Origin of the sequence: Methylophaga muralis (genome assembly GCF_001720165.1) — a bacterium.
Taxonomy (GTDB): Bacteria; Pseudomonadota; Gammaproteobacteria; order Nitrosococcales; family Methylophagaceae; genus Methylophaga; species Methylophaga muralis.
Genome location: NZ_MCRI01000034.1, coordinates 1 through 23,896, shown reverse-complemented (window position 1 = coordinate 23,896; position 23,896 = coordinate 1). Strand labels below are relative to the sequence as shown.

The following is a 23,896-nucleotide window of genomic DNA, read 5'->3' as shown; positions in this document are numbered from 1 at the left end:
GTCATGGGTACTTTGTTTATTTGACTTTACAGCCCTCTGGTCAGCTTTCCAAATTGTTAAAGAACACTACAATCGTATTGAGAGTTGTAACGGCCATATTTAAAAATAAACAGGGCAGCACGAATTACCATATTGAAACTAGCATTCAAGTGGCTGAAAGCGAACCTATTGCATTCTCACCATACTTAGAAAATTTCATCCATCTTAAGGGCCCCCTCAAAGAGGAGATTAGAAGATCACTCACCTTCTCAACTTCTTTTAACAATATTGAATGCAGTCAACTACCTTTAAAACATCCTTAATTTGGAAGGTATGAGTATAACGATCGGTTTGCCCAGCTCCGTTTTTTTCATGCCCAACTATTTGCTGAACCAAAACATTACTTATTCCAAAAGCTCTCGCTTTAGTTATGAAGGTATGCCTCAATGAGTGAAACACGAGGCGTTCCCCGTGATCATTAACCTTTCTATCAAGGATTGAGCCGAATAAATCCGTTACTCTATTCAGATTCTCATAGGCAGTATTGAAAATGCGGTAGTTGCTCGAGTCAATCCACTCGAATAAACCTTTACCAATCAGATGGTTGTGTATCGGAACTGTACGTCTAGCCGCTTTAGTCTTACCCTCTTTGACGACAAAGTAATAACGCTTGGTATCAGGACAGAGCTTAATGTCATCTTTTGTTAGCGCTGCAATTTCACTGCGTCTAGCTCCAGAATAGGCAGCCATTAGCAAGAACCATCTAAACCATTCTGGTTTGAACTTCGCTTTTTCTATTGCTTCAATAACTTCTGAATCTGTTAGGCAACCAAAACGTCTGTTTTCATAGTCCCAGCTTACGCCTTCACTTGGTGAAACTTGAATAAGATCCGCTTCATGCTTTAGATAACTGCTAAAGAAGCTCTGTGCCAGTTTGAGGTGTTCTTTAATGTACTTGCCGGATACCCTATCTTCATCAGGTATTGTGATCTCAGGTAGCTTCTCAAGGGGAATCTGATTGTATTGTTTCTTGTTTCTCTGAGGTAATTGAGAGATACCTTCCAATGCAGTTTTAAGGTGTCGCTTGGTGATATCTCTTACATCTCTATTACCAAGGAACAAACGAAGGTTATCAAACATTCGCTGATTAGCTTTGGCCTGTTTGTCAGTCCATTTTTTCCATTCACTGAAGTCTTGCCAAGCACGATCTAGAGAAATCACTTTACGTTTTTTTATAGGCCATGCTGGTGGACTCTCAAGCTGTTGCACGTAACCATTCAGTTTGGACTTAACCCATTGGCTTACTTGTTTACTGAAGTCGGATAACCGCTGACATATTGCCAACAAAGTATCAGCATTATCAGTGCTTCTTAATAAACGAATCAGAGGGATTTTATCACTGACCATCGCGAGAGCATCAGTCAGGGAGTCAGTACGAAGGCTGCGTTTTATCTCTCGTGGCAACGAAGGACAAAGCTCTCGCAAATGCTGCGGAATTAAAACACGGAAATAATAAGTTTTACGTCTGAGATAAACGTAAGGGTTTCCACTTTGTACCAGTTCTTGTACCATCAGTCACAGGCTCCTTGGTTGGAGTCGTAACCTATTGATACAGAACCATAAATATAAGTTTGAGATGGCCGATAAGCCGGGTTCTGTCGTGGACAATCATTCATCTGGGACAGATGTCACCATCTGCCTCAAGCAACCTACCCGGGAACCATGCGGGCCGCATGTCATGCCGAAGCATTTGTTCCTCTATTTGGTCTTGCTCCTGGTGGGGTTTACCATGCCACTTCTGTTACCAGAAGCGCGGTGCGCTCTTACCGCACCCTTTCACCCTTACCTGAAAATACATTCAGGCGGTTTACTCTCTGTTGCACTGGCCGTGGACTTGCGTCCCCCAGGTGTTACCTGGCACCTTACCCTATGGAGCCCGGACTTTCCTCACTCTGAATCCTTGCGGACATCAAGCGCGATTGTCTGGCCATCTCAGTGGGCTATTTTACCGGAGCAGCTTTATTTTTGCTGAAGTTTCAACGCCATGTCATAGGCTTGGTTTTTCTTGATGCCAAGAATTGAAGCCGTAATACTTGCCGCCTGCTTCAAAGGTACTTCCTGTAACAGAATCTGCAATACACGGGCCTGCTCTGCTTCATCACTGTCCACTACGGTTGATTGACCTTCAATAAGTAAAACGATCTCACCTTTTTGATGGTTTGGATCATTGATCACAACTTCGACCAACTCGGCCAATGGTAAAGTGACTATGGTTTCAAACATTTTTGTCAGTTCGCGAGCCAGACACGCCTTCCGCTCGCCACCAAACACTGCAAGCATATCTTGCAAACTGGCAACCATACGCTTGGGGCTTTCATAGAAAATCAGAGTACGTGGCTCATTTGTCAGTTTTTCTAACACTTGCCGGCGTGCAGTAGATTTAGGTGGTAAAAAACCTTCAAAGGCAAAGCGTTCGGCGGATAATCCAGATGCTGACAATGCCGTAATAACCGCACAGGCGCCTGGAATGGGAATCACTTTGATACCTTGTTCACGCGCCATGTTGACTAAACGAAATCCCGGATCACTTATCAATGGTGTGCCCGCATCTGAAATCAAGGCAATGGATTCCCCGGCAGCAATACGAGCTAACAATAATTCACTGCGCTGTTGTTCATTATGTTCGTGCAGTGAAATGGTTGAAGTTTGAATACCATGATGCTGTAACAAATATTTGCTGTGGCGTGTGTCTTCAGCGGCAATCAAATCGACTGAAGATAAAACTTCAATAGCGCGCGCTGAAATATCCGCCAGATTTCCGATTGGCGTGGCAACAATATATAGTGCGGCGGTAGCGTCGTTCACGGCTGATATCCTGAAAAGAAATATTGATTCTGGTCGTAATATACGCGAACAGGTAAGATGATGCCTTCTCCGAACTAAATTTGATGTAGCTTATGACGCAACGATTTTCCGCCCTGCTTATCTTGTTAGCCCTCCTGACATTATCGGCCTGTCAGCCAATTTCAATGGATACGAAACCTTCAGGTCCTGATATGACGACCTTGATATCTGATGCTGAAAAACAAGGCGACTACGCTGTTGCTGCTGAAGACTACCTGTCCAAAGCGGCTGATTCAGAGGGCGCTCTGAAAGCCGCATTTCAGTATCGTGCAGCATTAATGCATTATGAATTAGGTGAGTTTGCTGAAGCAGAAGCCTTGCTCGCTGAAACCAATTTGCAACAACTAACCTCACGTGAACAATTAACAGCCCACTTATTACGCGCCGATATTGCTGTATTAAATCTCGATGGTCAAAGCGCTTTACAACATTTGGATAACATTGATTTTGCTTCGGCCAATGCTGCCCAGCAAAAACGTATTCTGGAATTACGAATCACCGCTTACGATCTGACTGAAAACTGGTTGGAAAAAGCTTTGGCTCATATCCAACTTGATAAGCTGCTGCCGGAAACTGATCGTGAAAACAATCATGTCGCACTTTGGCAGACGTTAATGAAAATGACGCCTCAGGCATTGGATTTATATAATCCTGGTCAGCCTCCTGCCGAAGACAGTGGCTGGTTTGCTCTGGCCTATGCGGTAAAGGCTTATGAAAATAATCCTGAAGCAATGGAAGTCGCCATTGAAGATTGGGAATTTAGTTATCCCAACCATCCGGCCAATGTCGATCAATTGAAAAAAACAGTTAAGGCTCCTGTCCGTCTTCCAGATCAATTGGATTTGATTGGCATACTGTTGCCTGACTCTGGCCCCGCAGCAAATGCCGCACAGGCTATCCGTCAGGGAATTATCGCAGCGCATTTTAATGCTCGTTCGAATGTTCGCTTGCAGTTTTATGATGTTCGTCCCGGCAACACACCAGATTCAAATAATGTCATCGCGCAATACGACAAAGCCGTTGCCGATGGTGCGAATATTGTCATCGGACCACTAGATAAACTTTCGGTGGAAATACTGGCCGCCTATGAGTCTTTATCTATCCCAGTGTTAGCACTTAATCGTGTCAGCCAAAATGTCGAAAATACTAATTTCTTCCAGTTTGCTTTAGCCCCTGAAGATGATGCCCGAAGCCAAGCAGATTACGCCAAAAAACTGGGCTATAAACGGGCAATCGTATTAAGTCCTCGTAGTGAATGGGGTGACCGTGTGGTCGCTGCATTTTCAGATGAATGGCAGGCGTCAGGTGGACAACTGGTGACCCGGGCAAAATATGATGAAGCAGAAAATGACTATTCGCATATTTTGACGCCAATTTTAGGTGTGGATAGCAGTAATCAGCGTTATCAGAACCTGCGCCGTACGTTGGGACAATCGTTGGAGTTTGAGCCTCGCAGACGTCAGGATGTGGACTTTCTGTTTATGGTGGGCAGACCATTAAAAGCCCGTCAGTTAGTCACGCAATTACGTTTCCATCGTTCTGGACAATTACCTATTCTTGCTACCTCTCATGCATATGGTGGTGAGGCAAATGCTCAGCAGGATATTGATCTGAATGGTTTGATTTTTACCGATATCCCGTGGATGTTTACAGAACAGTCGGAACAGGATCCTGCCTATGCAGCCGTTCGCCGCCAAGCCAGTGGTGATGTAGGTTCATTTATGCGTTTGGCTGCGTTAGGTGTTGATGCCTATCGTATGATTCCTTTCCTGACAGCCATGAGTAGCTCTGAAGATGAAAAATATCAGGGAGCAACTGGAGAACTGACGATTAATGAGCAAGGTCAGATTGAACGTTTGATGCCAATCGCCACTATCCGTAACGGCTTGATTGAACCGCTGCAAAGAGATTAAAGCGAATGGCAGAACATCTCCAGTCTGGTAAACAGGCGGAGCAATTGGCATGTGATTATTTACAACGCCAAGGTTTAAAGCTGATTCAGCGTAATTTTCACTGTCGTCGTGGTGAAATTGACGTGATCATGCAGGATGGACAAACACTGGTTTTTGTTGAAGTTCGGTATCGACGAAATGACTCACATGGTGGCGCGCTGGAAAGTATTACAAGTTTTAAACAATCACGTATCATCACCACAGCCCAACACTATTTAATGCAATCCGGATGGTCCCACAATTGTCGCTTTGATGTCATCGCTATCACTGCCGGCACAGCAGATAAAATTGTGTGGATTCGGGATGCTTTTCAACTAAACTAAGTCACAGTTTTATCTGCACACATTCAACGAGGAACAAATCCATGTACCAAATTAGACTGGTTTTTATGTTACTGATACCGATTATGCTGCTGCAAGCCTGCGCCGCTGTCGTGGTCGGCGGTGCTGCAACCACTGCAGCGGTAGCTTATGACCGCCGAACAGCTGGAGCAGTTTTAGACGATCAATCTATCGAAGCAAAAGCCAAATATGCCATTTTTCAGGACAAAGATATTCACAGCCAAAGCAACATTAATGTAACGAGTTATAATGGATTTGTCTTGTTGTCTGGCGAGACGCCTAATGAAGCGCTTAAACAAAAAGCCGAAAATTTGGTTAGAGATATTCCGAAAGTTCGTAAAGTATTTAACGAATTAGCTATTTCAGGCCCAAGCGCATTAACATCACGCAGCAGTGATAGCTGGATCACCACCAAGGTGAAAGCCAAGATGACTAAGGATGAAAATGTTGATCCCTTATTTATAAAAGTCGTGACCGAACGTGGAACGGTCTATTTGATGGGTAAAGTTACTCGCCCTGAAGCAGATAAAGCTGTCGCGGTTACTCGTTCAACCAAAGGCGTTTTACGAGTAGTGAAAATTTTTGAATATATAGATTAATTATCTAAGCCCAATCGAAAGCCCCTCTCGCAGGGGCTTTTTTTTAAAAAGGTTTCACTACAGCCAGAATCATCACGGCAATCAAAATTAATACCGGCATTTCGTTAAACCAACGGTAAAACACGTGACTACGTTGATTGTTATCCGCAGCAAATTGTTTGAGCATGCGACCACACATACCGTGATAGACAAACAGTAACAACACCAGAGTTAGTTTGGCATGTAACCAGTACATGGCTTTTAGTTGTTCCAGTGGGTAATAACTCATTAGCCAAATACCTAATATCAAGGCAATAACAGCACTTGGCGTCATGATGCCCCGGTATAATTTTCGCTCCATAATTTTAAAACGCTCGTTACCAGCTTGGTCATCACACATTGCGTGATAGACAAACAACCTTGGCAGATAAAACAAAGCGGCAAACCATGTGACCACTGCCATTAAATGAAACGCTTTTACCCATAACATCTGCAATGACTCCTTATTTGAAATAGTGATAGTATCAGCCTTATATAAACAGGAGATCACCGATGTCCGATGAACGCCGATATTTCAGCCGGATTCCCTTTGCTGCCGACGCACATGTCATTGCACCACATGGTGATGTGTACTTGAACTGTCGGGTTATTGATGTCTCGCTCAATGGTTTACTGATAGCGCGTCCCGACAATTGGTCTGGTCAGCTAGCGGATATTTTTAATGTGGATCTGTTGCTGGATGGGGCTCAGATTGTTATCAAAATGCAGGCTGAAGTTGCACATATGGATACACAAAGTATTGGTTTTCACTGCCAACTGATTGACCTCGACAGCATTACCCATTTGAAAAGACTGGTTGAACTCAACCTTGCCGACGAAGGCTTGTTGCATCGGGAATTATCCGCACTGCTGGACATGCCGGATAACTAGACAAGCTTTATCACTGCCAGCCGTCTTTAAGCGCCTCAATAGCCTGTTGTAAATGATGTACTGCAATTACTTTCAAACCTGAAACAGGTTTACGTGGGGCGTTAGCAGCCGGGACCAGCGCTACTTTGAAACCATGTTTACCCGCATCCCGTATCCGTTCTTCCCCTGCCTGAACCGGGCGAATTTCACCGGTTAAACCGACCTCTCCAAACACCACCCAATCCTGAGGAATAGCTTTATTGCGCAAACTGGAAATAACGGCTGTTAAAACAGCCAGATCGGCTCCGGTCTCACTGAGTTTAACGCCACCCACTACGTTAATAAAAACATCCTGATCATGACAGGTAATACCACCATGTCTATGCAAAATAGCCAGTAACATCGCCAGACGGTTTTGTTCCAACCCTACCGAGACACGTCGCGGATTACCTAACGGACTTTCATCAACCAATGCCTGCACTTCCACCAGCATCGGACGACTGCCTTCGCGAATCACCGTAATCATGCTGCCAGGAACCGCTTGTTCACCTCTCGATAAAAATATCGCTGAAGGATTACTGACTTCTTTTAATCCAAGCTCAGTCATGGCAAATACGCCCAGCTCATTAACCGCGCCAAAGCGGTTTTTGACTGCACGTAAAATACGGAAGCGAGTCGAACTGTCGCCCTCAAAATACAACACGGTATCGACCATATGTTCCAGAACACGTGGTCCTGCCAATGCACCTTGCTTGGTGACATGGCCGACCAGAATCATGGTAATACCACTTGATTTGGCAAAGCGAACTAATTGCGCAGCACTTTCCCTTACTTGTGCCACGGTGCCGGGAGCCGATTGTAATAACTCGGTAAATACCGTTTGAATCGAATCGATGACCATTACCTGTGGCTGGCGTTGCTGGGCAATCGCCATCATCTGTTCAGCATGGGTTTCTGCCAGCAAATCCACCGGCGTTTCGTGCAATTGCAAACGCTCAGCACGCAGACGGATTTGCTGCAGGGATTCTTCACCACTGATATACAACGGATTAATACCACTTAATTCCGCCATACTTGCCATGGCTTGCAACAGTAAAGTCGACTTACCAATACCGGGATCACCGCCTATCAACACCACAGAACCAGTAACCAGTCCTCCACCAAGCACGCGGTCCAATTCCGGCAATCCGGTTGACCAGCGAACAGCTTGTTCGGAGGTAATAGTTTTTAATGCTTGAACTGTGTTTTGTTGCTGGCCGGCATAACCAGTGTGTTTGTTCATTGTGGCGGAGGGTTTAACACTGCTTTGCACCGATTCTTCAAGACTGTTCCAGGCACCGCAGTCCGTACAACGACCAGCCCATTGCGGTGTCTGAGCACCACACTCGCGGCATACATAAACCCGTTTTGCTTTAGCCATGTAGATACTCCCTGTTCACTCGTGGTGTCACACAGCATAATAATTCGTAGGGGATGGTTCCTGCTTTTTCGGCTAACCATTCAACCGCCAAGGCATCGGTGCCCCAAATAACCACCTCATCCTCCAATTGTGCTTGTGGGCAGGCATCCAGATTCACACATACTGTGTCCATGGAAACTCGACCGATAACCGGTACTTCTTTACCACGAATAATGACTTTGCCAGCATTGGATAAATGGCGACTATAGCCGTCACCATAACCAATGCTGACCACGCCCATACGCATTGATTGGTCTGCAGTCCACTGGCCACCATAACCCACTTCATCTCCAGCTTTTAACTGTTGAGTAGCAATCAGTTTCGAGACCAGTTGCATCACCGGCTTCAATCCCAGTTGAGCGCCTGTTTTATAAGCAAATGGCGAAGCGCCATACAGCATCAGGCCGGGTCTTACCCATTGATAATGCGATTGCGGCAAACTGATAATCGCTGCTGAATTGGCCATACAAACAGGTAAACCCGTGGTTTCTGCGAGTCTTTGCATAACCATTATCTGTTGTTGGTTTCTCGTATCATTCAGTAAATCAGAGTTAGCAAAATGACTCATCAAACCAATCTCGTCGACCAGATCTGTACGTCCTGTAAATTGATCAATGATCTGTCGGATATGCTGTTCAGCAAGCCCCAGCCTATGCATACCGGTTTCCAGCATCAGCCAGATAAACGGTAACGGTTTATTGAGTTTCGCTGTTAATAAATAATCGAGATGTTGTTGCTGATGCAATACCAGTGTTAAATCATATTCCGCAGCCAACTGCCATTCTTCAATTGTGCTGACACCTTCGAAAATGGTTATCGGCTGCTTAAAACCATGTTGTCTGAGGATTAACGCTTCTTTTAATCTTGCTACTGCAAAAGCATCGGTCTGCTCTAATGCTTTGGCGATTTCAATTACACCATGGCCATAGGCATCGGCTTTAATCACCGACATTATTTTACTGTGCGGAGCGTAATAGCGAACTTGCTGCAGATTATGTTGAAGTGCTGTCAGATTGATTCGGGCAAACGGATAGCGGCTCACGAGTCATTATCACCGTAATCTTGTTGGTAATACGCAGGAGCAAAGTTTTCAAAACGGGTATATTTGCCCTGAAAGGTTAGCGCGACAGTCCCGATGGGACCATTACGTTGTTTACTGATAATGATTTCAGCTTTGCCTTTTTCTGCAGAATCTTCGTTATAAACTTCATCTCGATAGATGAATACAATGATATCGGCATCCTGCTCAATTGCGCCGGACTCACGCAGATCCGACATTACGGGGCGCTTGTTCGGACGTTGTTCAAGTGAACGATTCAACTGAGACAAGGCGATAACGGGTACATTCAATTCTTTGGCAAGGGCTTTTAACGAACGGGAGATTTCAGAAATTTCATTAGTCCGATTTTCAGCCTGACGGCCATTGGAACTACCGCTCATCAATTGCAGATAGTCGATAATGATCAGGCTCAAACCATGTTCACGTTTTAACCTTCTTGCTCGTGCTCTAAGTTCTGATGGGGTTAAGCCGCCAGTATCATCAATGAATAATGGTGCTTCGTTTAATAATGCAATGGCCGAAGTCAGTCTGGGCCAGTCATCATCATTCAGTCGGCCGGTTCTTAATCGATGTTGATCTATGCGGCCTAAGGAGGACAACATCCGCATGGCTAATGAGTCGGCAGGCATCTCCATACTGAATACCGCTACCGGCTGTTTGCTATGGATAGCCGCATTTTCAGCAATGTTCATCGCAAAAGTGGTTTTACCCATCGACGGTCGGCCAGCGATAATAATTAAATCAGCGGGTTGTAACCCGGAAGTTTGATCATCAAAATCAATAAAACCAGTTGGGAGACCGGTAATACCACTATCCTGCTCAAATAGTGTGTCGATTTTATCGACCACTTTACTCAATACATCTTTGACCTGAATAAAACCGCCACCACGTTTGGCGCCTTTTTCAGCGATTTCAAACACGCGACGCTCAGCAGTGTCGAGCATTTCTTCGCTATTTCGCCCTTCTGGCGTAAAAGCCATATTGGCAATGTTATTACCAATCTGAATCAGCTGACGCAAAATTGATCGTTCGCGAACGATCGCTGCATACGCTTTGATATTGGCTGCACTGGGAGTGTTGCGCGCAAGCGCGCCGAGATAGGCAAGTTCGCCAACTTTATCGAGTTCACCACGTTGATTATGCCATTCGGCCAGCGTGATTACGTCTACGGGATTGGCTTGTTCCATTAATTCCGCGATGCCGCGGAAAATAAGCTGATGGTCGTGGCGGTAAAAATCCTGCTCAACCAATAGATCAGAAACCTGTTCCCACGCACTGTTATCGAGCATTAATCCGCCTAAGACAGATTGTTCAGCTTCAACTGAGTGTGGTGGTACCTTCAGGGCCTGAGTTGCGCTGTCTTGATAGCTTTCTGGATAAGTTATCTGTTCCACAGCAAATGTCCAAGCTGGTTAAACAAGCATTTGATTCAGGAGCACTGAATCACAAAAATAGCAGGGGCATAGAATCGTCCATGCCCCTGCTGTTCAATTTTCTTACTGTTGTTCTTGTGCTTTTGCGATCGCTTCAGCTTCTTCACGTGAAGCTTCACGTGCTTTACGTGCTTCTTCTGCAGCAGCAATAGCAGCAAGTTCAGCTTCTGAAGTGATGTTTACTTTCAGGCTATAGACAACATCTGCATGCAATTGCACATCAATGTTGTATTCGCCAGTGTGACGTAATGGACCAGTCGGTAAACGAACTTCGTTACGGTCTACATCAGCACCTTTAGCATTAACCGCATCAGCGATATCTGCAGCAGTAACTGAACCGAATAATTTACCTTCAACACCGGCGTTAGCCATGATATCGACATCACCAGCTGCAATCAGTTTTTTCTCACGTTCTTGAGCAGCAACGAGTAATTTGGCCGCCGCCGCTTCTAATTCAGCACGACGTTCTTCAAATTTAACTCTGTTGTTCTTGTTAGCAGGCAATGCCTTGCCAGCAGGAACCAGATAGTTACGACCATAGCCAGCTTTTACGCTAACTTCGTCACCCAAATTGCCAAGCTTTTGAACTTTTTCCAGCAAAATTACTTGCATCGTTCTAACCCTCATTCGCAGTCAGGGACTGCTTATAAAATAACCGCATTACGCTAGTGCGCGTTTGCGAAAATTAAACCATTGTTCCAAAACACCCAGTGTCGCAGTCAAAATCAACATTTGTGGCAGCATCAATACCATTAGCACATACATTACCACTAACCATGCAACCGATTTCTGTTTCGCCCGAACAATCGCGTGGGCAACCGCAATACCTTGTATTGCAAACAGCACCAGCAGAACCGGCAAACAATCAATTAACAGCATCAGCGAACTGGCTATCGGTGTCAGTGACAGAGCCATCAGCACTGCGGTCAGTATTGCCAGCGTTTTACCCAAAGTAATTTGAGTAAATTCACTACCAAAAGCACCTTCGTTATACAACGCAGACTGCCATGCACGGCCGATCAAGATACCCAGAATAATATTGACGCTAACTGCTGCTGCTATTAACCCGGTCATCATGCCGGCCATCTGGACCAGAAAGTTTTGAGTATCAGCAGCATTCAGTTGCCATCCAGATTGTTCTGACAGCAATTGAACGAATGGTGTCAACATTTCCTGCCACCATAATGCAGGGTTTGGTAAGAAAATATGCGCTATCAATACCACCAGAATACCCGCGCCAGCGGCAGCCAAAAGTGCCCGCTCCAGCGATCGAGTGTATCCCAATACCAATGTCACTAAATAAGCTGGTAACCAACTGGTTAGTAATAATGCCGCAGCAATCCAGACCTGCCCTAAAAGCAGTCCGGCGACTACAGCGAATACTACTAATGTTGCTGCCATTACCCGCAGACCTTCTTTAGGGCCCACACGTAAGGTGGCCAGCACAATAACCCCGCTAGCGAGATAATTGAGTGGTGGTAACAGCATTGCAGCAACCGATAGCAAAGCAGCTGCAAATGCAGCTTGCCAGCGACCTTTCATTGCAAAATCAGCTATACCGCGCAACATAATATTTCTTGATTTTAACCTTACAACTGGGAAGCTAAATTACTTGTGCATGTCACAGTAAGGCAGCAATGCCAAAAACCGTGCACGTTTTACACAAGTTGACAGCTGACGCTGGTAACGAGCTTTTGTACCGGTGATACGGCTAGGAACGATTTTGCCTGTTTCAGTAACGAAATTTTTAAGCAGGTTTACGTCTTTATAATCAATTTGTTTCACACCTTCGGCAGTGAAACGACAAAATTTTCTACGTCTGAAAAAACGTGCCATCGTGATATCTCCTGATTAGGCTTGTGATACGGGTTTTTCGTCGTCTTTGCGCATCATCGGTGAAGCATCAGTAACTGCTTCGTCCATGCTGACAACAAGGTGGCGAATAACGGCATCATTGAAACGGAACGCAGTGGTAACTTCGTTCAACTGCTCAACATCACATTCAACATTCATTAACACGTAATGTGCTTTGTGAACTTTGTTGATTGGGTAAGCTAATTGACGACGACCCCAGTCTTCCAGACGGTGAACTTGACCACCAGCAGTAGTCAGTGTTTGTGTATAGCGCTCGATCATACCGGGCACTTGTTCGCTCTGATCAGGGTGGACCAGAAACACGATTTCGTAATGTCTCAATTTGAGCTCCTCACGGTTTATACAGCTTGCTGAAAAATTTCAGAAAGCAAGGAGTTTTACCTGTTAAAAGGCAATCGCGGATTTTACTTCATTTTAGTACTTACTCACAAGCGACGTTGACGATCCGCCTCAAATAGACACACACCTGCAGCCACAGATACGTTGAGACTTTCTGCGCCACCTTGCATCGGTATATGCATTACCTGATCGCAATGATCTCTGGTCAAACGGCGAATACCCTGCCCTTCTGCCCCAAGGATGATCGCTAAAGGTCCTTTGAGATCGGCTTGATAAAGGCTCATTTCACTATCACCCGATGTGCCAACCAACCAGATACCGCGTTGCTGAAGATCTCGCAAAACGCGCGCAAGATTAGTTACTTGAATAAATGGCAGACGTTCGGCCGCTCCACTGGAGATCTTGATGGCGGTAGGCGTCAAACCTGATGCACGATCTTTGGGAGCAATCACTGCATGTGCTCCGGCAGCTTCCGCTGTTCGCAAACAAGCGCCGAGATTATGCGGATCTTGTACCCCATCAAGGATTAATAGAAAGGGTGTCTGCTGTAAATTATCCAGTAATACGTCCAGATCGGTTTCATCCAGAATGGCTAATGGATGACAGCGTGCAACACAGCCTTGATGACGGTTTTCTGGAACCATATCGTCCAGTTGCTGACGTTGGGTTTTATGCAAACGTATACCCAAATCACCGGCTAATTTATAAATAATTTCCACACGTTGATCATGGCGCTCATCGGCTACCCAGATTTCTGCCACACGTGAAACAGGCGACTCAAGAGCCGCCTGTACTGCGTGCAAACCAAAAATCAGATCTTGCGATGGTGCCTGGTTTCTTTCTGATGTGCCTTTACGGCGTTTGGTAGGCTTCAGCTTCCTGTCCCTCTACAATTGGTTTAACAATAATTTCGACACGACGATTCAATTGTCGCCCTGCCTCGGTTTCATTACTGGCACGTGGTTCTAATTCACCGCGGCCCATTGGTACTAAACGTTCTTTCAACACTCCACGTGCTGCAAAATAATTGGTGACCGATTGTGCTCTGCGCTCTGAAAGCTGCTGGTTGTAACTTTCTGAACCTCTGCTGTCAGTATGGCCGATAACATGAATGATAGTTTTCGGATACCGCTGCAATACATCAGCGACTTTGTTTAACGTCGGTTCAAATGCGGGTTTGATGGCAGCACTGTCAAAATCGAAAGACACTTCGTTGGAAATATCGATTTTTAAAGATTCATCTTGTAACTGCTGGATTTGTAGTTCATTACGAGCTTGCTCTTGAGCCAACGCTTCATTCATTTCACGCTGCTGATTATCCATGTAACGACCAACGCCAGCTCCTGCCAACGTACCGACAGCAGCACCAGCTATAACACCGCCTGCTCCATCATCAATGGCATATCCGATAATGGAACCGGCAGCAGCACCAATTGCCGCACCTCTTTTGGTCCGCATATTTGGATCATCCGCCGCACAACCCGACAAAATGATCGCTGATGAAATGGCTGAGACTAATAGAATCTTTTTCATTATTTTAACTCCCTTACTATTGCGTTGCATTCTAGACCCTAAGCGTTATGCTGACTATACTTGCTTTCCACCAAATTAAATGAGAACCATTCGATATGGATCGCCCCTTTATTCCAGTCAAAATTGCCGTACTGACGATTTCCGATTCTCGTACTGAAGTCGATGATGTCTCTGGCAAAACATTACAAGACCGATTGCTCGCTGCTGGGCATGAACTGGCAGATAAACAGATTGTTGCAGATGATATTTATCAAATTCGCGCCATTATTTCTCAATGGATTTGCGATGAACAGGTTGACGTTATTATCACTACAGGTGGTACTGGACTGACAGGACGTGATGGTACGCCGGAAGCTGTCCAGGTTTTATTCGATAAAGAGATCGTCGGCTTCGGAGAACTTTTCCGACAAATCTCCTATGACATTATCCGTACTTCTACTGTTCAATCAAGAGCCATTGCCGGAGTGGCAAACGGTACATTTATTTTTTGTCTGCCCGGATCTTCTGGTGCCTGCAAAACGGGCTGGGATGACATTCTGCAACACCAGCTTGATGTAAGACATCGGCCATGTAACTTTGTTGAACTGATTCCCAGGCTGCGAGAGAAATGATTACTTTGCAATTATTTTCCACAGCGGGATGCCATCTCTGCGAGCTTGCGTTTGAACAAGTCAAAAGCCTACCTAATGCTGATCAGATTAATTTGCAAATCGTGGAAATTGGCGATGATGATGGCTTGGTGGAACAATATGGCATTCGTATTCCGGTGTTGAAATTCCCCGATAACAGTGAATTGAATTGGCCGTTTGAGCAACACAATATTCTGCAAAAAATTGCTGTTGTGACAGAGGAACTTTAACGTTAACAACGGCTCTTAACTTTACTATCAAGTTATCTTTTGTGGAGCCACCAAATGAAAGTGTTGATCTGGCCTTTTTTAATCTTCTGGTCTGTCTCCACACCTTTGATTGCCGCTGAATTTCCAGCAATTCCCGGCAAACGATTTGATGTTGGTGGTTATCAGTTACACATTCACTGTTCTGGATCCGGTAGTCCGACGGTTATTGTCGATGTAGGCCTTGGCGATGATTCGACTGATTGGCTGCCGATTCAGCAAGCTGTTTCCAATAACTCTCGGATTTGCGTGTTTGACCGCCCCGGTTACGGCTGGAGTGATTTTGGTCCAGCACCACGAACCAGCAACCGAATTGCCAGTGAGCTGGAGATATTGCTTGAACAGGCTGATATTGCCCCGCCTTATATTTTGGTAGGTCATTCATTTGGTGGATACAACATCCGTATTTTTGCCGCCAATAATCCGCAAATGGTGGCTGGTATGGTATTGGTTGATGCTTCTCATGAAGATCAATACAACCAGTTTCAGATCAAACTTCCCAACAATTTCGATCGCCGCGGCACTATCATGATTTTGCCAAAATCAACCGATAGTATGGCGCATGCCAATAAACCACCGATTTTGCGTGAACGAGCTTTTCATGCTGCCAGAGCTGAAATCTCAGCACTCGACGAAAGCTCAGTGCAACTGCAGAAAAACTCAGCTTTACCGGTTGTGCCATTAATTGTCATTAGCCGTGGTAAACCGGAATGGTATGGTGATGCCAGTCAGCAACAACGTGAAAAAACCTGGATTAATCTGCAACAGGACTTATCCAGACTGTCACCAATAAGTTCGCATATGTTTGCTCATCAAAGCGGCCATGCCATTCCACATGAACAACCAGAAATAATTATTGAAGCCATTAACGATATCGTCAGTCGGGTGCATGCCCGCAATGTGCTCTAAAAACAGTTATACTGCCTGCTTTTTTTAGCTGGATAACATGACTGTTCTTTACATTGATTCGGATGAGGCGTTATCGCAATTTTGCCAGGATATTCAGCACAGCAAATGGCTGGCCATCGATACAGAATTTCTGCGCGAAAAAACCTATTATCCCCAACTATGCCTGATCCAGATTGCCAATGATGACGTCATTGCCTGTGTTGATCCTATCGCTATTAAAGATCTTTCACCTTTACTTGATCTGCTCTATCAACCGCAAATAACGCTGGTTTTCCATGCTGCAAGACAAGATCTGGAATTGCTGTATTTATTAAAAAATACATTGCCACAGAACCTGTTTGATACCCAATTAGCCGCGACCATTCTGGGTGATGGTGATCAGATCGGCTATGGTAATCTGGTTAAGTTACGGCTTGATGTCAGCCTGGATAAAGCCCATTCGCGAGCGGATTGGACCCAACGTCCTTTAAGTGCAGAACAGCTGGAATACGCTGCTGATGATGTGCGTTATCTGCGTGAGTTATACCATCAGATGTCAGCCGATCTTGAAAAACAAGGTCGTACTGAATGGCTGAAAGAAGATTTTGCTGACCTTGCCAATGCTAATAATTACATCGCTGATCCGGAGACTATCTGGCGTAAGATTCGTGGTGCCGGTAAATTAAAAGGTGTGCAACTTGCCGTATTACAACAATTGGCAGCCTGGCGGGAGCAACGTGCCATTGATAGAGATCGCCCGAGACGATGGATCATCAAAGATGAGGTAATGCTGGATTTAGCTCGTTTTGCACCGGAAAAAATTGAAAAACTCAGTCAAATCCGCGGACTTGAAGCTCGGGATATTGAACGAAGTGGTCGTGCCATTATTGACGTCATCAGTAAAGCCAAACAAACTCCGCCAGAACAGTGGCCGATATTGCTGAGACCTGAACCACTGAGCAATCAGCAAGAAGCTCTGATTGATGCATTGATGGCTTTACTGCGTAAGTTCTGTGATGACCAATCGATAACTCCCATTGCCGTGGCTAGCCGTAAAGACATTGAAAGACTGGTACGTGGTGAAACCGAACTGTCGTTATTGCAAGGCTGGCGTAACCAAATCGTTGGGCATCATCTGACCGCTTTTATCGAAGGCCATCTGTCGGTTACCGCTGATACACAACAGATTCATACAAAAGAGGTATAAACATGTCGGTACTTATCTGTGGCTCCTTTGCCTACGACAATATTATGGTGTTTCCCGATCAATTTAAAAATCACATTCTGCCTGACAAAGTGCACATGCTGAATGTGTCGTTTCTGGTGCCGGAGTTGCGTCGTGAATTTGGTGGTTGCGCAGGTAATATCGCTTTTAATATGAAAATGTTGGGTGATGATCCGATCCCAATGGGCACCGTTGGCAGTGATTTTGGTACCTATGCCGCCTGGATGGACAAGTTTGCGATTAACCGCCGTCATGTCCACGTCAAAGAGAATCATTTCACTGCGCAGGCTTATATCACTACCGATATTGATGATAATCAGATCACTGCCTTTCATCCCGGTGCGATGAACCTGGCTCATGAAACTAAAATCAGTGAGGCCCAAAATATCCAGCTGGGCATTATTGCTCCCGATGGTCGTGATGGCATGATTCAACACGCCCAGCAATTTGCTGATGCCGGTATTCCATTTATCTTCGACCCAGGCCAGGGGTTACCGATGTTTAATGGTGAGGACTTGCTGCAGTTTGCTCGTCAAGCTACATATATTGCTCTGAATGATTACGAAGCACAGCTATTTGAAGACAGAACCGGTCTGCCGCCCGAAGAAATTGCCAAACTTGTGGAGGCATTGATTATCACTCGTGGTGCTGAGGGTTCGCACATTTATACTGAAGGAAAACGTATTGATATTCCTTGTGCTAAAGCCGCGGAAGTTGCTGACCCAACAGGTTGTGGTGATGCTTATCGTGCCGGATTATTACATGGCATTTTGCATGGCAAGGATTGGGAAATCACGGGGCGTATTGCATCTTTATTAGGTGCCATTAAAATTGAACAACATGGCACGCAGAATCATCAATTCACCAGCGAGGCTTTTGCTCAGCGGTTTGAGCAAAACTTTGGGATGCCATTACGTTAAATACATTTTAGCTCTGAGACTGCAACTTGGCAGTTTCAGAGCAAATAATGGCAAAGCTGCAAAATTACTGCAGCAAATACCCCTGCGATCACATCATCAAACATAATGCCAAAACCGCCATGCAGCTTGCGATCAGCAAGTGATACCGGCCAGGGCTTCCAGATATCAAACAATCTGAACAATACAAATCCCAGTAACATCCATTGCCATCCGGCTGGCGCGGCAATCATTGTCACCAGATAACCGACGATCTCATCCCACACTACTGCGGAAGGATCATCCTGTTTCAACCAGTTGACGGCTTGCTGACAAATCCAAATACCGGCAACAAATGCTATGAGTGTGATCAGTAAATAACTCAGCAAGTCGAAATCGTGAATCAACCAATAAATTGGCAGCGCTACAATCGTCCCCATAGTGCCTGGTGCTTTCGGTGACAAACCTGAACCAAACCCATAAGCCAGTAAACAGGCAGGTCTTTTGAGCAAATCCTGAAAAGTGACTTTATTATGCGAAGTGGTCATAGCCTGCCTTTATCTTTGAGAATGCCTGCCACTCGCCTTGAGCATTCTGAAAATACATACCTTTGTCTTGCGTTATTTCCCCTATCACACGAATCATTTTGGGAAACTGTTGTTTGAGTTTTGCCACATTTTCAGCTGGTGCGGTAAAGCATAATTCGTAATCATCGCCCCCCGTTAACGCCAGTTGGGTCGCAAGCTTTAAAGGCAATTTCTGCAATACTGGAGAGAACGGTAAAGACGATAAATTTAACTTCGCGCCTTTATTGCTGGCATGAAGAATATGATTTAAATCCGCTAATAAGCCATCCGAAACATCAATTGCAGCATGTGCTTTACTCACCAGTTGTTGACCTATTTGATTCCGTGGAGTGGGCATTTCCAGACGTTGTAATAGATATTCGATATCGGTATCAGTTAAGGGTGCAGTATCAAGTTGGCCTAACTTGTATTGAAGCCCTGCTGCGGCATCCCCCAAACAACCAGTCACACAGATCAAATCCGTAGTTTGCGCAGCATTGCGCTGCAGGATATTGTCTTTCGCTAAATGCCCATGCACCTGAATAGTAATGGTTAACGGGCCGCGTGTGGTATCGCCACCGACCAATTGAATCCGATGTTGTTGAGCGATGTCAGCTAAACCGGCTGAAAACTGTTTCAGCCATTCATCATTTATTTCCGGCAAGGTTAACGCCAAGGTGAACCAGGCAGGTTCAGCTCCCATCGCTGCCAAATCACTGAGATTAACTGCCAGAGCTTTGATGCCTAAACGGTAGGGATCAACATCAGCGAAAAAATGTATACCCTGAACCAAGGTATCAATAGAAATCGCGGTATAAAAATCTTGCGGATTGTTTAAAACGGCACAGTCATCACCAATTCCAACAATCACATCTTCACGGTTAGCCGTTAAAGCGTGGAAATACTGTTGAATTAGAGAAAACTCAGGAGATTTTTTCATTCAAAAAAAGCCCCGTCTGGATGATTTCATCTTTTCGGGGCTAATAATCAATTCGCTTTTTTCTGAGCGCGTGCGGCTTTAGCGGCTTGATATTCGACCTGACGTAAACGCGCGCCGATCTTATCCAACACGCCGTTGACATATTTATGGCCTTGTTCGCCACCAAATGATTTGGCAAGTTCAACGGCTTCATTCAACACTACGCGATACGGAATATCCGGGCGATGCATATATTCAAAAACAGCTAGCCGCAGCACTGAAACTTCAACCGGATCAATGGCCGATAAACTTCTATCTATCGCATGAGCCAGTTCAGCATCAATGGTATCGATGTCTTTGGTCACGCCTTCGACCAGCAGTTGGAAATAATTTTTGTCGATTTTATTGGCATATTCTGCCATGACAAAATCCATGGTTTCTTTTTCAGGAGCCTGATTGTTAACCAATGATTGATAAAGCGCTTGCACAGCAGCACGTCGCGCTTGAGTCCGGGGTAATCCACCAGCCATTTACTTGGCAGCTCCGATTTGACGTAACACATTGACCATTTCAATAGTGCCCATCGCCGCTTCAGCGCCTTTATTACCGGCTTTGGTGCCAGCTCGCTCAATCGCCTGCTCAATAGTATCGACCGTCAATACACCAAAAGCGATTGGTATATCGAGTTGCAATGTGAGTTGGCCAAGACCTTTTGAACATTCACCAGCAACATATTCAAAATGCGGAGTACCACCACGAATAACCGCCCCTAATGCAATAATTGCATCATATTTGCCGGTTTTACCCATACGTTGTACTGCCAGAGGAATTTCCACTGCGCCCGGAACGCGGGCGATTTCAATATCTTTTTCCACAGCACCGTGACGTAATAATGTATCTACTGCGCCAGCAATCAGATTATCAACGATAAAGTCATTGAAACGGCCAGCAACGATACCCACTCGCATGCCTTTTGCGGAAAAGTCACCTGAAAAGGTTTTGATATTGCTCATATTTCAGAAATGTCCAAAGAGAGAAAAAAGATATTGTACTGTGTTTAAAAATGAATGCCTAACAGTCAGTTATAGCCAGCGTTGCTTTTCGGCTGCTGTTTTATTTCGTGCATGCGGTAAGGCATCGGCATCAGCTTCAACCACGGTCCATTGATAAGGTGATTGATCAATGCGTACAGCGGTTAATTGTTCGCCCCACACCGCGCCACTATCCAGCGAAAAAACATTGTCATATTGTCCGGTACCCAGTTGTGACCAATGTCCGAATACAATCCTGTCGTTTGCGCTGGCGCGATTTGGCATCATAAACCAGGGTTTTTGTTCAGCCGGTTTGTCCTTCGGCGCGCCTTTAAATTTAAGCGCCAGACTACCGTCTTCGTGACAATAACGCAGTCGGGTAAAACAATTGGTGATAAAGCGTAATCTGTCCCAGCCGGTTAAATCAACAGACCAGCGTTTGGGTTTGTTACCGTACATATGTTTAAAAAATTCACGCCAGTTGTCGGATTGCAAAACTGATTCTACTTCCGCAGCACGGAGCAATGCTTCCTCAATACTCCACTCTGGCGGTAGACCTGCATGCACCATAGAAAACTGTAATTGTTTGTCGTGATAAAACAACGGTTGATGACGTAACCAGTGAATCAATTCTTCACTATCAGTTGCAGTTAAGACCGGTTCGATCGTATCCAGTCGATGACTGAACTCATTATTTCCAGCTGCATGCGCCAGCATGTGCAAATCGTGGTTGCCTAAAACTACTTTTGCTGCCTGTTCACCCAAATCCCGCACAAAACGCAAAGTGTCTAACGATTTGGGTCCACGGTTCACCAAATCACCAGCCAACCAGATTTGATCCTGCTGAGGATCAAATCTGAGGGCTTCAAGTAATTTGATCAGTTCATCAAAGCATCCCTGAACATCACCGATTGCATAAACAGCCATCGTCTTAGCGAATTAACGGCGACGATACAAAGGTTCAGGCCTTAATACTGTGGCCTGATAACTTTCACTGAAAGCATCAAATGCTGCTAGCGCTTGCACCAAACGATTTGGATTAGCCAGTTCAAAACTGTTAATGCCGCATTGCGACATATAAAACAACTGGTCGTATAACACATCACCCTGCGCGCGAATTTCACCTTTAAAGTGGTAGCGATCACGCAATAAACGTGCGTAGGAATAACAACGTCCGTCAGTAAATACTGGAAATAGTAAGACGACGAGTTGAAAGCGGTCTAAATCAGGAACGATTTCTTCCAAGGGATCATCCCCTGAAAGTCGAATTCCCAAACCACCTTCATGACGGCTTAATGTTTCGTGTTGTTCTTGCCAACGTGTTATCGAAACCGTGATATTGCCGGCAACCAGAGCGGCTTCATCGTCAAGATGCTGCCAGTTGTCGTCAACGATCTCGCGATCTTTAATGATCTTCTGCATAAACACGCTCCTTGAAGGGATCAACGCCAACTCGGCGAACAGTCGCGAGGAAACTTTCATCGTCATGTCGCAATTCGATATAGGCATCCAGTAAATGCGCTACGGTATCGACCACTTCATCTTTGGGGATGGCTCGGCCCAGACGTTCGCCTAGTGATGCATCAGCCTCTGAACTTCCGCCCAAGGTGAACTGATACCACTCTTCCCCTTTCTTATCGACACCCAGAATACCAATATGGCCCACGCTTTGATGCGCGCAACCATTCATGCAGCCGGAGAACTTGATTTTGATATCACCCAGATCGTGTAAATAGTCCAGATCATCAAAACGTTGTGCGATTCCTTTGGATAAAGGAATAGAAGTCGCATTGGCCAGACCACAGTAATCCAGTCCCGGACAGCAGATAATATCTGTCAGTGTATTGATGTTCGGTGTAGCCAGATCTTCTGCATTCAAACGCAACCACAATGCATATAAATCCGCTTGTTTTACATCGGTATAAACAAGATTTTGTGTGTGCGTGGAACGCACCTCACCAAAACTGAATTCATCTGCCAAATCGGCTACCACTTCCAATTGCTCAGAAGTAATATCTCCTGGGGCTTGGCCTGGTTTTTTCAATGAAACATAAACAGCGCGATAGCCTGGAATTTTATGATCTGCAGTATTTTGTTTAACCCACAAAGCGAAGTCTTTGTCTTGCGCTAACAGATCTGCATAACTACTATCAGAATCCGCCGCGTCCAACTCATAAGCCGGCTCAGTGAAATATTGTTTTACCCGTTCAATTTCTTTTGCATCCAGTTTCAGCTGGTCGCGAATATGCACCCATTCGGCTTCAACCAATTCACGGATATGGTTGATGCCATGTTCCCGAACGGTGATTTTGATGCGCGCTTTATATTTATTGTCACGACGACCAAGGCGATTATAGACACGTACGATGGCTTCGAGATAAGACAACAGATCCTGTTTTTCCAGGAAAGGACGAATCTGTTCGCCAATAATCGGCGTACGGCCTAAACCACCGCCTACCAAAACTTCAAAGCCCACTTCACCTTCGTGATTTTTCACAAGATGCAAACCGATATCATGCAACTTGGTTGCCGCGCGATCTTCATGTGATCCAACAACAGCAATTTTAAATTTGCGTGGGAGGTAAGCAAACTCCGGATGGAAAGTTGACCACTGGCGAATAATCTCGGCCCATGGACGTGGATCTTCGATTTCATTGGCATTGACGCCGGCAAGTTGGTCCGAGGTGGTGTTACGTATGCAATTACCACTGCTTTGAATACCATGCATTTGCACACTGGCAAGGTCTGCCAGAATATCCGGTACATCTTCCAGTTTCGGCCAGTTCATTTGGAAATTCTGCCGTGTGGTGAAATGCACAAAGCCCTTATCGTAGCGACGTGCTACTTCCGCAATTTTGCGAACTTGGCGGGATGACATCATGCCGTAAGGCACTGCTATCCGTAACATCGGTGCATGAATCTGAATGTATAAACCATTCATAAGGCGTAGCGGACGAAATTGCTCTTCAGTCAATTCGCCGGCAAGGAAACGACGGGTTTGATCGCGAAATTGTGCTACTCGCTGATCTATCATCGTCTGATCATACTTATCGTATTGATACATTTATGGTCTCTAAACGGTTTCAATGGAACCGCCTATTATAAACGTTGCTG

The 23,896-nt window shown here is 45.3% G+C and carries 28 protein-coding genes and 1 other RNA gene; 9 read left to right on the top strand and 20 right to left on the bottom strand.

What is annotated here, in order from left to right; genetic code table 11:
• Nucleotides 1–258 precede the first annotated feature (258 nt).
• From A9E74_RS11410 to rsmI, 3 genes are all read right to left on the bottom strand, one after another.
• Nucleotides 259–1,551, bottom strand: coding sequence for a tyrosine-type recombinase/integrase (locus A9E74_RS11410; protein ID WP_218104313.1), 1,293 nt, complete (start codon nt 1,549–1,551; stop codon nt 259–261).
• Between the two features lie 56 nt (nt 1,552–1,607).
• Nucleotides 1,608–1,974, bottom strand: an RNA gene (gene rnpB / locus A9E74_RS11405) — RNase P RNA component class A.
• 24 nt (nt 1,975–1,998) lie between these two features.
• Complete coding sequence (gene rsmI / locus A9E74_RS11400; RefSeq protein ID WP_069296745.1) at nt 1,999–2,844, bottom strand: 16S rRNA (cytidine(1402)-2'-O)-methyltransferase; 846 nt, start codon at nt 2,842–2,844, stop codon at nt 1,999–2,001.
• 191 nt (nt 2,845–3,035) lie between these two features.
• On the opposite strand from rsmI, the gene A9E74_RS11395 reads away from it, so the two are divergent.
• From A9E74_RS11395 to A9E74_RS11385, 3 genes are read left to right on the top strand one after another with little or no spacing between them, the layout of a single operon-like run.
• Nucleotides 3,036–4,796 (top strand): penicillin-binding protein activator, encoded by a 1,761-nt coding sequence (locus A9E74_RS11395; protein WP_245652153.1) that lies wholly within the window; start codon nt 3,036–3,038, stop codon nt 4,794–4,796.
• A gap of 5 nt (nt 4,797–4,801) precedes the next feature.
• A complete protein-coding gene (locus tag A9E74_RS11390; RefSeq protein ID WP_069296743.1) occupies nt 4,802–5,158 on the top strand; it encodes a YraN family protein in 357 nt (118 codons plus the stop codon).
• 41 nt (nt 5,159–5,199) lie between these two features.
• Nucleotides 5,200–5,775: a BON domain-containing protein gene (locus A9E74_RS11385; protein ID WP_069296742.1), complete on the top strand. Its 576-nt coding sequence runs from the start codon at nt 5,200–5,202 to the stop codon at nt 5,773–5,775.
• 43 nt (nt 5,776–5,818) lie between these two features.
• On the opposite strand, the gene hemJ is transcribed toward A9E74_RS11385, so the two are convergent.
• Entirely contained in the window at nt 5,819–6,244 is a 426-nt protein-coding gene (hemJ, locus tag A9E74_RS11380) for a protoporphyrinogen oxidase HemJ (protein WP_069296741.1), read from the bottom strand.
• A gap of 62 nt (nt 6,245–6,306) precedes the next feature.
• Here hemJ and A9E74_RS11375 point away from each other — a divergent pair, with 62 nt between their 5' ends.
• The gene (locus tag A9E74_RS11375; protein WP_069296740.1) at nt 6,307–6,684 is read left to right on the top strand and encodes a PilZ domain-containing protein; all 378 of its coding nucleotides are present in this window, start codon (nt 6,307–6,309) and stop codon (nt 6,682–6,684) included.
• 10 nt (nt 6,685–6,694) lie between these two features.
• Here the strand turns inward: A9E74_RS11375 and radA are convergent, their stop codons facing one another.
• The 9 genes from radA to A9E74_RS11330 form a co-directional block, all read right to left on the bottom strand.
• Nucleotides 6,695–8,083: a DNA repair protein RadA gene (gene radA / locus A9E74_RS11370; protein WP_069296739.1), complete on the bottom strand. Its 1,389-nt coding sequence runs from the start codon at nt 8,081–8,083 to the stop codon at nt 6,695–6,697.
• Nucleotides 8,076–9,164 carry an alanine racemase gene (alr, locus tag A9E74_RS11365; protein ID WP_069296738.1) on the bottom strand — a complete coding sequence of 363 codons (1,089 nt, stop codon included), beginning with the start codon at nt 9,162–9,164 and terminating at the stop codon, nt 8,076–8,078. The genes radA and alr overlap by 8 nt, the downstream gene beginning before the upstream one ends.
• Nucleotides 9,161–10,576, bottom strand: coding sequence for a replicative DNA helicase (gene dnaB / locus A9E74_RS11360; RefSeq protein ID WP_069296737.1), 1,416 nt, complete (start codon nt 10,574–10,576; stop codon nt 9,161–9,163). Before dnaB ends, alr begins: the two co-directional genes overlap by 4 nt.
• A gap of 102 nt (nt 10,577–10,678) precedes the next feature.
• Nucleotides 10,679–11,227 carry a 50S ribosomal protein L9 gene (gene rplI / locus A9E74_RS11355; RefSeq protein WP_069296736.1) on the bottom strand — a complete coding sequence of 183 codons (549 nt, stop codon included), beginning with the start codon at nt 11,225–11,227 and terminating at the stop codon, nt 10,679–10,681.
• 48 nt (nt 11,228–11,275) lie between these two features.
• Nucleotides 11,276–12,184 (bottom strand): YybS family protein, encoded by a 909-nt coding sequence (locus A9E74_RS11350; RefSeq protein WP_069296735.1) that lies wholly within the window; start codon nt 12,182–12,184, stop codon nt 11,276–11,278.
• 39 nt (nt 12,185–12,223) lie between these two features.
• Nucleotides 12,224–12,451 carry a 30S ribosomal protein S18 gene (gene rpsR / locus A9E74_RS11345; RefSeq protein ID WP_014706206.1) on the bottom strand — a complete coding sequence of 76 codons (228 nt, stop codon included), beginning with the start codon at nt 12,449–12,451 and terminating at the stop codon, nt 12,224–12,226.
• Nucleotides 12,452–12,466: 15 nt separating this feature from the next.
• Entirely contained in the window at nt 12,467–12,811 is a 345-nt protein-coding gene (gene rpsF / locus A9E74_RS11340) for a 30S ribosomal protein S6 (protein ID WP_069296734.1), read from the bottom strand.
• 104 nt (nt 12,812–12,915) lie between these two features.
• The gene (gene rlmB, locus A9E74_RS11335) at nt 12,916–13,644 is read right to left on the bottom strand and encodes a 23S rRNA (guanosine(2251)-2'-O)-methyltransferase RlmB (RefSeq protein WP_084003063.1); all 729 of its coding nucleotides are present in this window, start codon (nt 13,642–13,644) and stop codon (nt 12,916–12,918) included.
• A 37-nt stretch (nt 13,645–13,681) separates the two neighbouring features.
• Nucleotides 13,682–14,362, bottom strand: a complete 681-nt coding sequence (locus A9E74_RS11330; RefSeq protein ID WP_084003062.1) for a YiaD family glycine zipper/OmpA-like lipoprotein — start codon at nt 14,360–14,362, stop codon at nt 13,682–13,684.
• Between the two features lie 95 nt (nt 14,363–14,457).
• Here A9E74_RS11330 and moaB point away from each other — a divergent pair, with 95 nt between their 5' ends.
• From moaB to A9E74_RS11305, 5 genes are read left to right on the top strand one after another with little or no spacing between them, the layout of a single operon-like run.
• Nucleotides 14,458–14,973, top strand: a complete 516-nt coding sequence (gene moaB / locus A9E74_RS11325; protein WP_069296731.1) for a molybdenum cofactor biosynthesis protein B — start codon at nt 14,458–14,460, stop codon at nt 14,971–14,973.
• Nucleotides 14,970–15,221 (top strand): glutaredoxin family protein, encoded by a 252-nt coding sequence (locus tag A9E74_RS11320; protein WP_069296730.1) that lies wholly within the window; start codon nt 14,970–14,972, stop codon nt 15,219–15,221. The genes moaB and A9E74_RS11320 overlap by 4 nt, the downstream gene beginning before the upstream one ends.
• Nucleotides 15,222–15,275: 54 nt before the next feature.
• Nucleotides 15,276–16,166: an alpha/beta fold hydrolase gene (locus A9E74_RS11315; protein ID WP_069296729.1), complete on the top strand. Its 891-nt coding sequence runs from the start codon at nt 15,276–15,278 to the stop codon at nt 16,164–16,166.
• A 37-nt stretch (nt 16,167–16,203) separates the two neighbouring features.
• Complete coding sequence (gene rnd, locus A9E74_RS11310; RefSeq protein WP_069296728.1) at nt 16,204–17,352, top strand: ribonuclease D; 1,149 nt, start codon at nt 16,204–16,206, stop codon at nt 17,350–17,352.
• Between the two features lie 2 nt (nt 17,353–17,354).
• On the top strand, nt 17,355–18,290 hold the full coding sequence (locus A9E74_RS11305; RefSeq protein ID WP_069296727.1) for a carbohydrate kinase family protein: 936 nt from the start codon (nt 17,355–17,357) through the stop codon (nt 18,288–18,290).
• Nucleotides 18,291–18,325: 35 nt separating this feature from the next.
• Here the strand turns inward: A9E74_RS11305 and A9E74_RS11300 are convergent, their stop codons facing one another.
• The 7 genes from A9E74_RS11300 to A9E74_RS11270 form a co-directional block, all read right to left on the bottom strand.
• Nucleotides 18,326–18,814 (bottom strand): phosphatidylglycerophosphatase A family protein, encoded by a 489-nt coding sequence (locus A9E74_RS11300; protein ID WP_069296726.1) that lies wholly within the window; start codon nt 18,812–18,814, stop codon nt 18,326–18,328.
• The gene (gene thiL, locus A9E74_RS11295) at nt 18,798–19,772 is read right to left on the bottom strand and encodes a thiamine-phosphate kinase (protein WP_069296725.1); all 975 of its coding nucleotides are present in this window, start codon (nt 19,770–19,772) and stop codon (nt 18,798–18,800) included. Before thiL ends, A9E74_RS11300 begins: the two co-directional genes overlap by 17 nt.
• 47 nt (nt 19,773–19,819) lie before the next feature.
• Nucleotides 19,820–20,281 (bottom strand): transcription antitermination factor NusB, encoded by a 462-nt coding sequence (nusB, locus tag A9E74_RS11290; RefSeq protein ID WP_069296724.1) that lies wholly within the window; start codon nt 20,279–20,281, stop codon nt 19,820–19,822.
• Nucleotides 20,282–20,764, bottom strand: coding sequence for a 6,7-dimethyl-8-ribityllumazine synthase (ribH, locus tag A9E74_RS11285; protein WP_069296723.1), 483 nt, complete (start codon nt 20,762–20,764; stop codon nt 20,282–20,284).
• 69 nt (nt 20,765–20,833) lie between these two features.
• Nucleotides 20,834–21,709, bottom strand: a complete 876-nt coding sequence (locus tag A9E74_RS11280) for a symmetrical bis(5'-nucleosyl)-tetraphosphatase (RefSeq protein WP_069296722.1) — start codon at nt 21,707–21,709, stop codon at nt 20,834–20,836.
• Between the two features lie 12 nt (nt 21,710–21,721).
• Nucleotides 21,722–22,204, bottom strand: coding sequence for a DUF934 domain-containing protein (locus A9E74_RS11275; protein ID WP_069296721.1), 483 nt, complete (start codon nt 22,202–22,204; stop codon nt 21,722–21,724).
• Entirely contained in the window at nt 22,188–23,816 is a 1,629-nt protein-coding gene (locus A9E74_RS11270; protein WP_245652152.1) for a nitrite/sulfite reductase, read from the bottom strand. Before A9E74_RS11270 ends, A9E74_RS11275 begins: the two co-directional genes overlap by 17 nt.
• Between the last annotated feature and the right edge of the window lie 80 nt (nt 23,817–23,896).

Bases quoted from the DNA above. Each gene is read 5' to 3' on its own strand.
- A9E74_RS11410 (WP_218104313.1), bottom strand. From the start codon at position 1,551: ATGGTACAAGAACTGGTACAAAGTGGAAACCCTTACGTTTATCTCAGA.
- A9E74_RS11395 (WP_245652153.1), top strand. From the start codon at position 3,036: ATGACGACCTTGATATCTGATGCTGAAAAACAAGGCGACTACGCTGTT.
- A9E74_RS11390 (WP_069296743.1), top strand. From the start codon at position 4,802: ATGGCAGAACATCTCCAGTCTGGTAAACAGGCGGAGCAATTGGCATGT.
- A9E74_RS11385 (WP_069296742.1), top strand. From the start codon at position 5,200: ATGTACCAAATTAGACTGGTTTTTATGTTACTGATACCGATTATGCTG.
- hemJ (WP_069296741.1), bottom strand. From the start codon at position 6,244: ATGTTATGGGTAAAAGCGTTTCATTTAATGGCAGTGGTCACATGGTTT.
- A9E74_RS11375 (WP_069296740.1), top strand. From the start codon at position 6,307: ATGTCCGATGAACGCCGATATTTCAGCCGGATTCCCTTTGCTGCCGAC.
- radA (WP_069296739.1), bottom strand. From the start codon at position 8,083: ATGGCTAAAGCAAAACGGGTTTATGTATGCCGCGAGTGTGGTGCTCAG.
- rplI (WP_069296736.1), bottom strand. From the start codon at position 11,227: ATGCAAGTAATTTTGCTGGAAAAAGTTCAAAAGCTTGGCAATTTGGGT.
- A9E74_RS11350 (WP_069296735.1), bottom strand. From the start codon at position 12,184: ATGTTGCGCGGTATAGCTGATTTTGCAATGAAAGGTCGCTGGCAAGCT.
- rpsR (WP_014706206.1), bottom strand. From the start codon at position 12,451: ATGGCACGTTTTTTCAGACGTAGAAAATTTTGTCGTTTCACTGCCGAA.
- A9E74_RS11330 (WP_084003062.1), bottom strand. From the start codon at position 14,362: ATGAAAAAGATTCTATTAGTCTCAGCCATTTCATCAGCGATCATTTTG.
- moaB (WP_069296731.1), top strand. From the start codon at position 14,458: ATGGATCGCCCCTTTATTCCAGTCAAAATTGCCGTACTGACGATTTCC.
- A9E74_RS11320 (WP_069296730.1), top strand. From the start codon at position 14,970: ATGATTACTTTGCAATTATTTTCCACAGCGGGATGCCATCTCTGCGAG.
- A9E74_RS11315 (WP_069296729.1), top strand. From the start codon at position 15,276: ATGAAAGTGTTGATCTGGCCTTTTTTAATCTTCTGGTCTGTCTCCACA.
- rnd (WP_069296728.1), top strand. From the start codon at position 16,204: ATGACTGTTCTTTACATTGATTCGGATGAGGCGTTATCGCAATTTTGC.
- A9E74_RS11305 (WP_069296727.1), top strand. From the start codon at position 17,355: ATGTCGGTACTTATCTGTGGCTCCTTTGCCTACGACAATATTATGGTG.
- A9E74_RS11300 (WP_069296726.1), bottom strand. From the start codon at position 18,814: ATGACCACTTCGCATAATAAAGTCACTTTTCAGGATTTGCTCAAAAGA.
- thiL (WP_069296725.1), bottom strand. From the start codon at position 19,772: ATGAAAAAATCTCCTGAGTTTTCTCTAATTCAACAGTATTTCCACGCT.
- nusB (WP_069296724.1), bottom strand. From the start codon at position 20,281: ATGGCTGGTGGATTACCCCGGACTCAAGCGCGACGTGCTGCTGTGCAA.
- ribH (WP_069296723.1), bottom strand. From the start codon at position 20,764: ATGAGCAATATCAAAACCTTTTCAGGTGACTTTTCCGCAAAAGGCATG.
- A9E74_RS11280 (WP_069296722.1), bottom strand. From the start codon at position 21,709: ATGGCTGTTTATGCAATCGGTGATGTTCAGGGATGCTTTGATGAACTG.
- A9E74_RS11275 (WP_069296721.1), bottom strand. From the start codon at position 22,204: ATGCAGAAGATCATTAAAGATCGCGAGATCGTTGACGACAACTGGCAG.
- A9E74_RS11270 (WP_245652152.1), bottom strand. From the start codon at position 23,816: ATGATAGATCAGCGAGTAGCACAATTTCGCGATCAAACCCGTCGTTTC.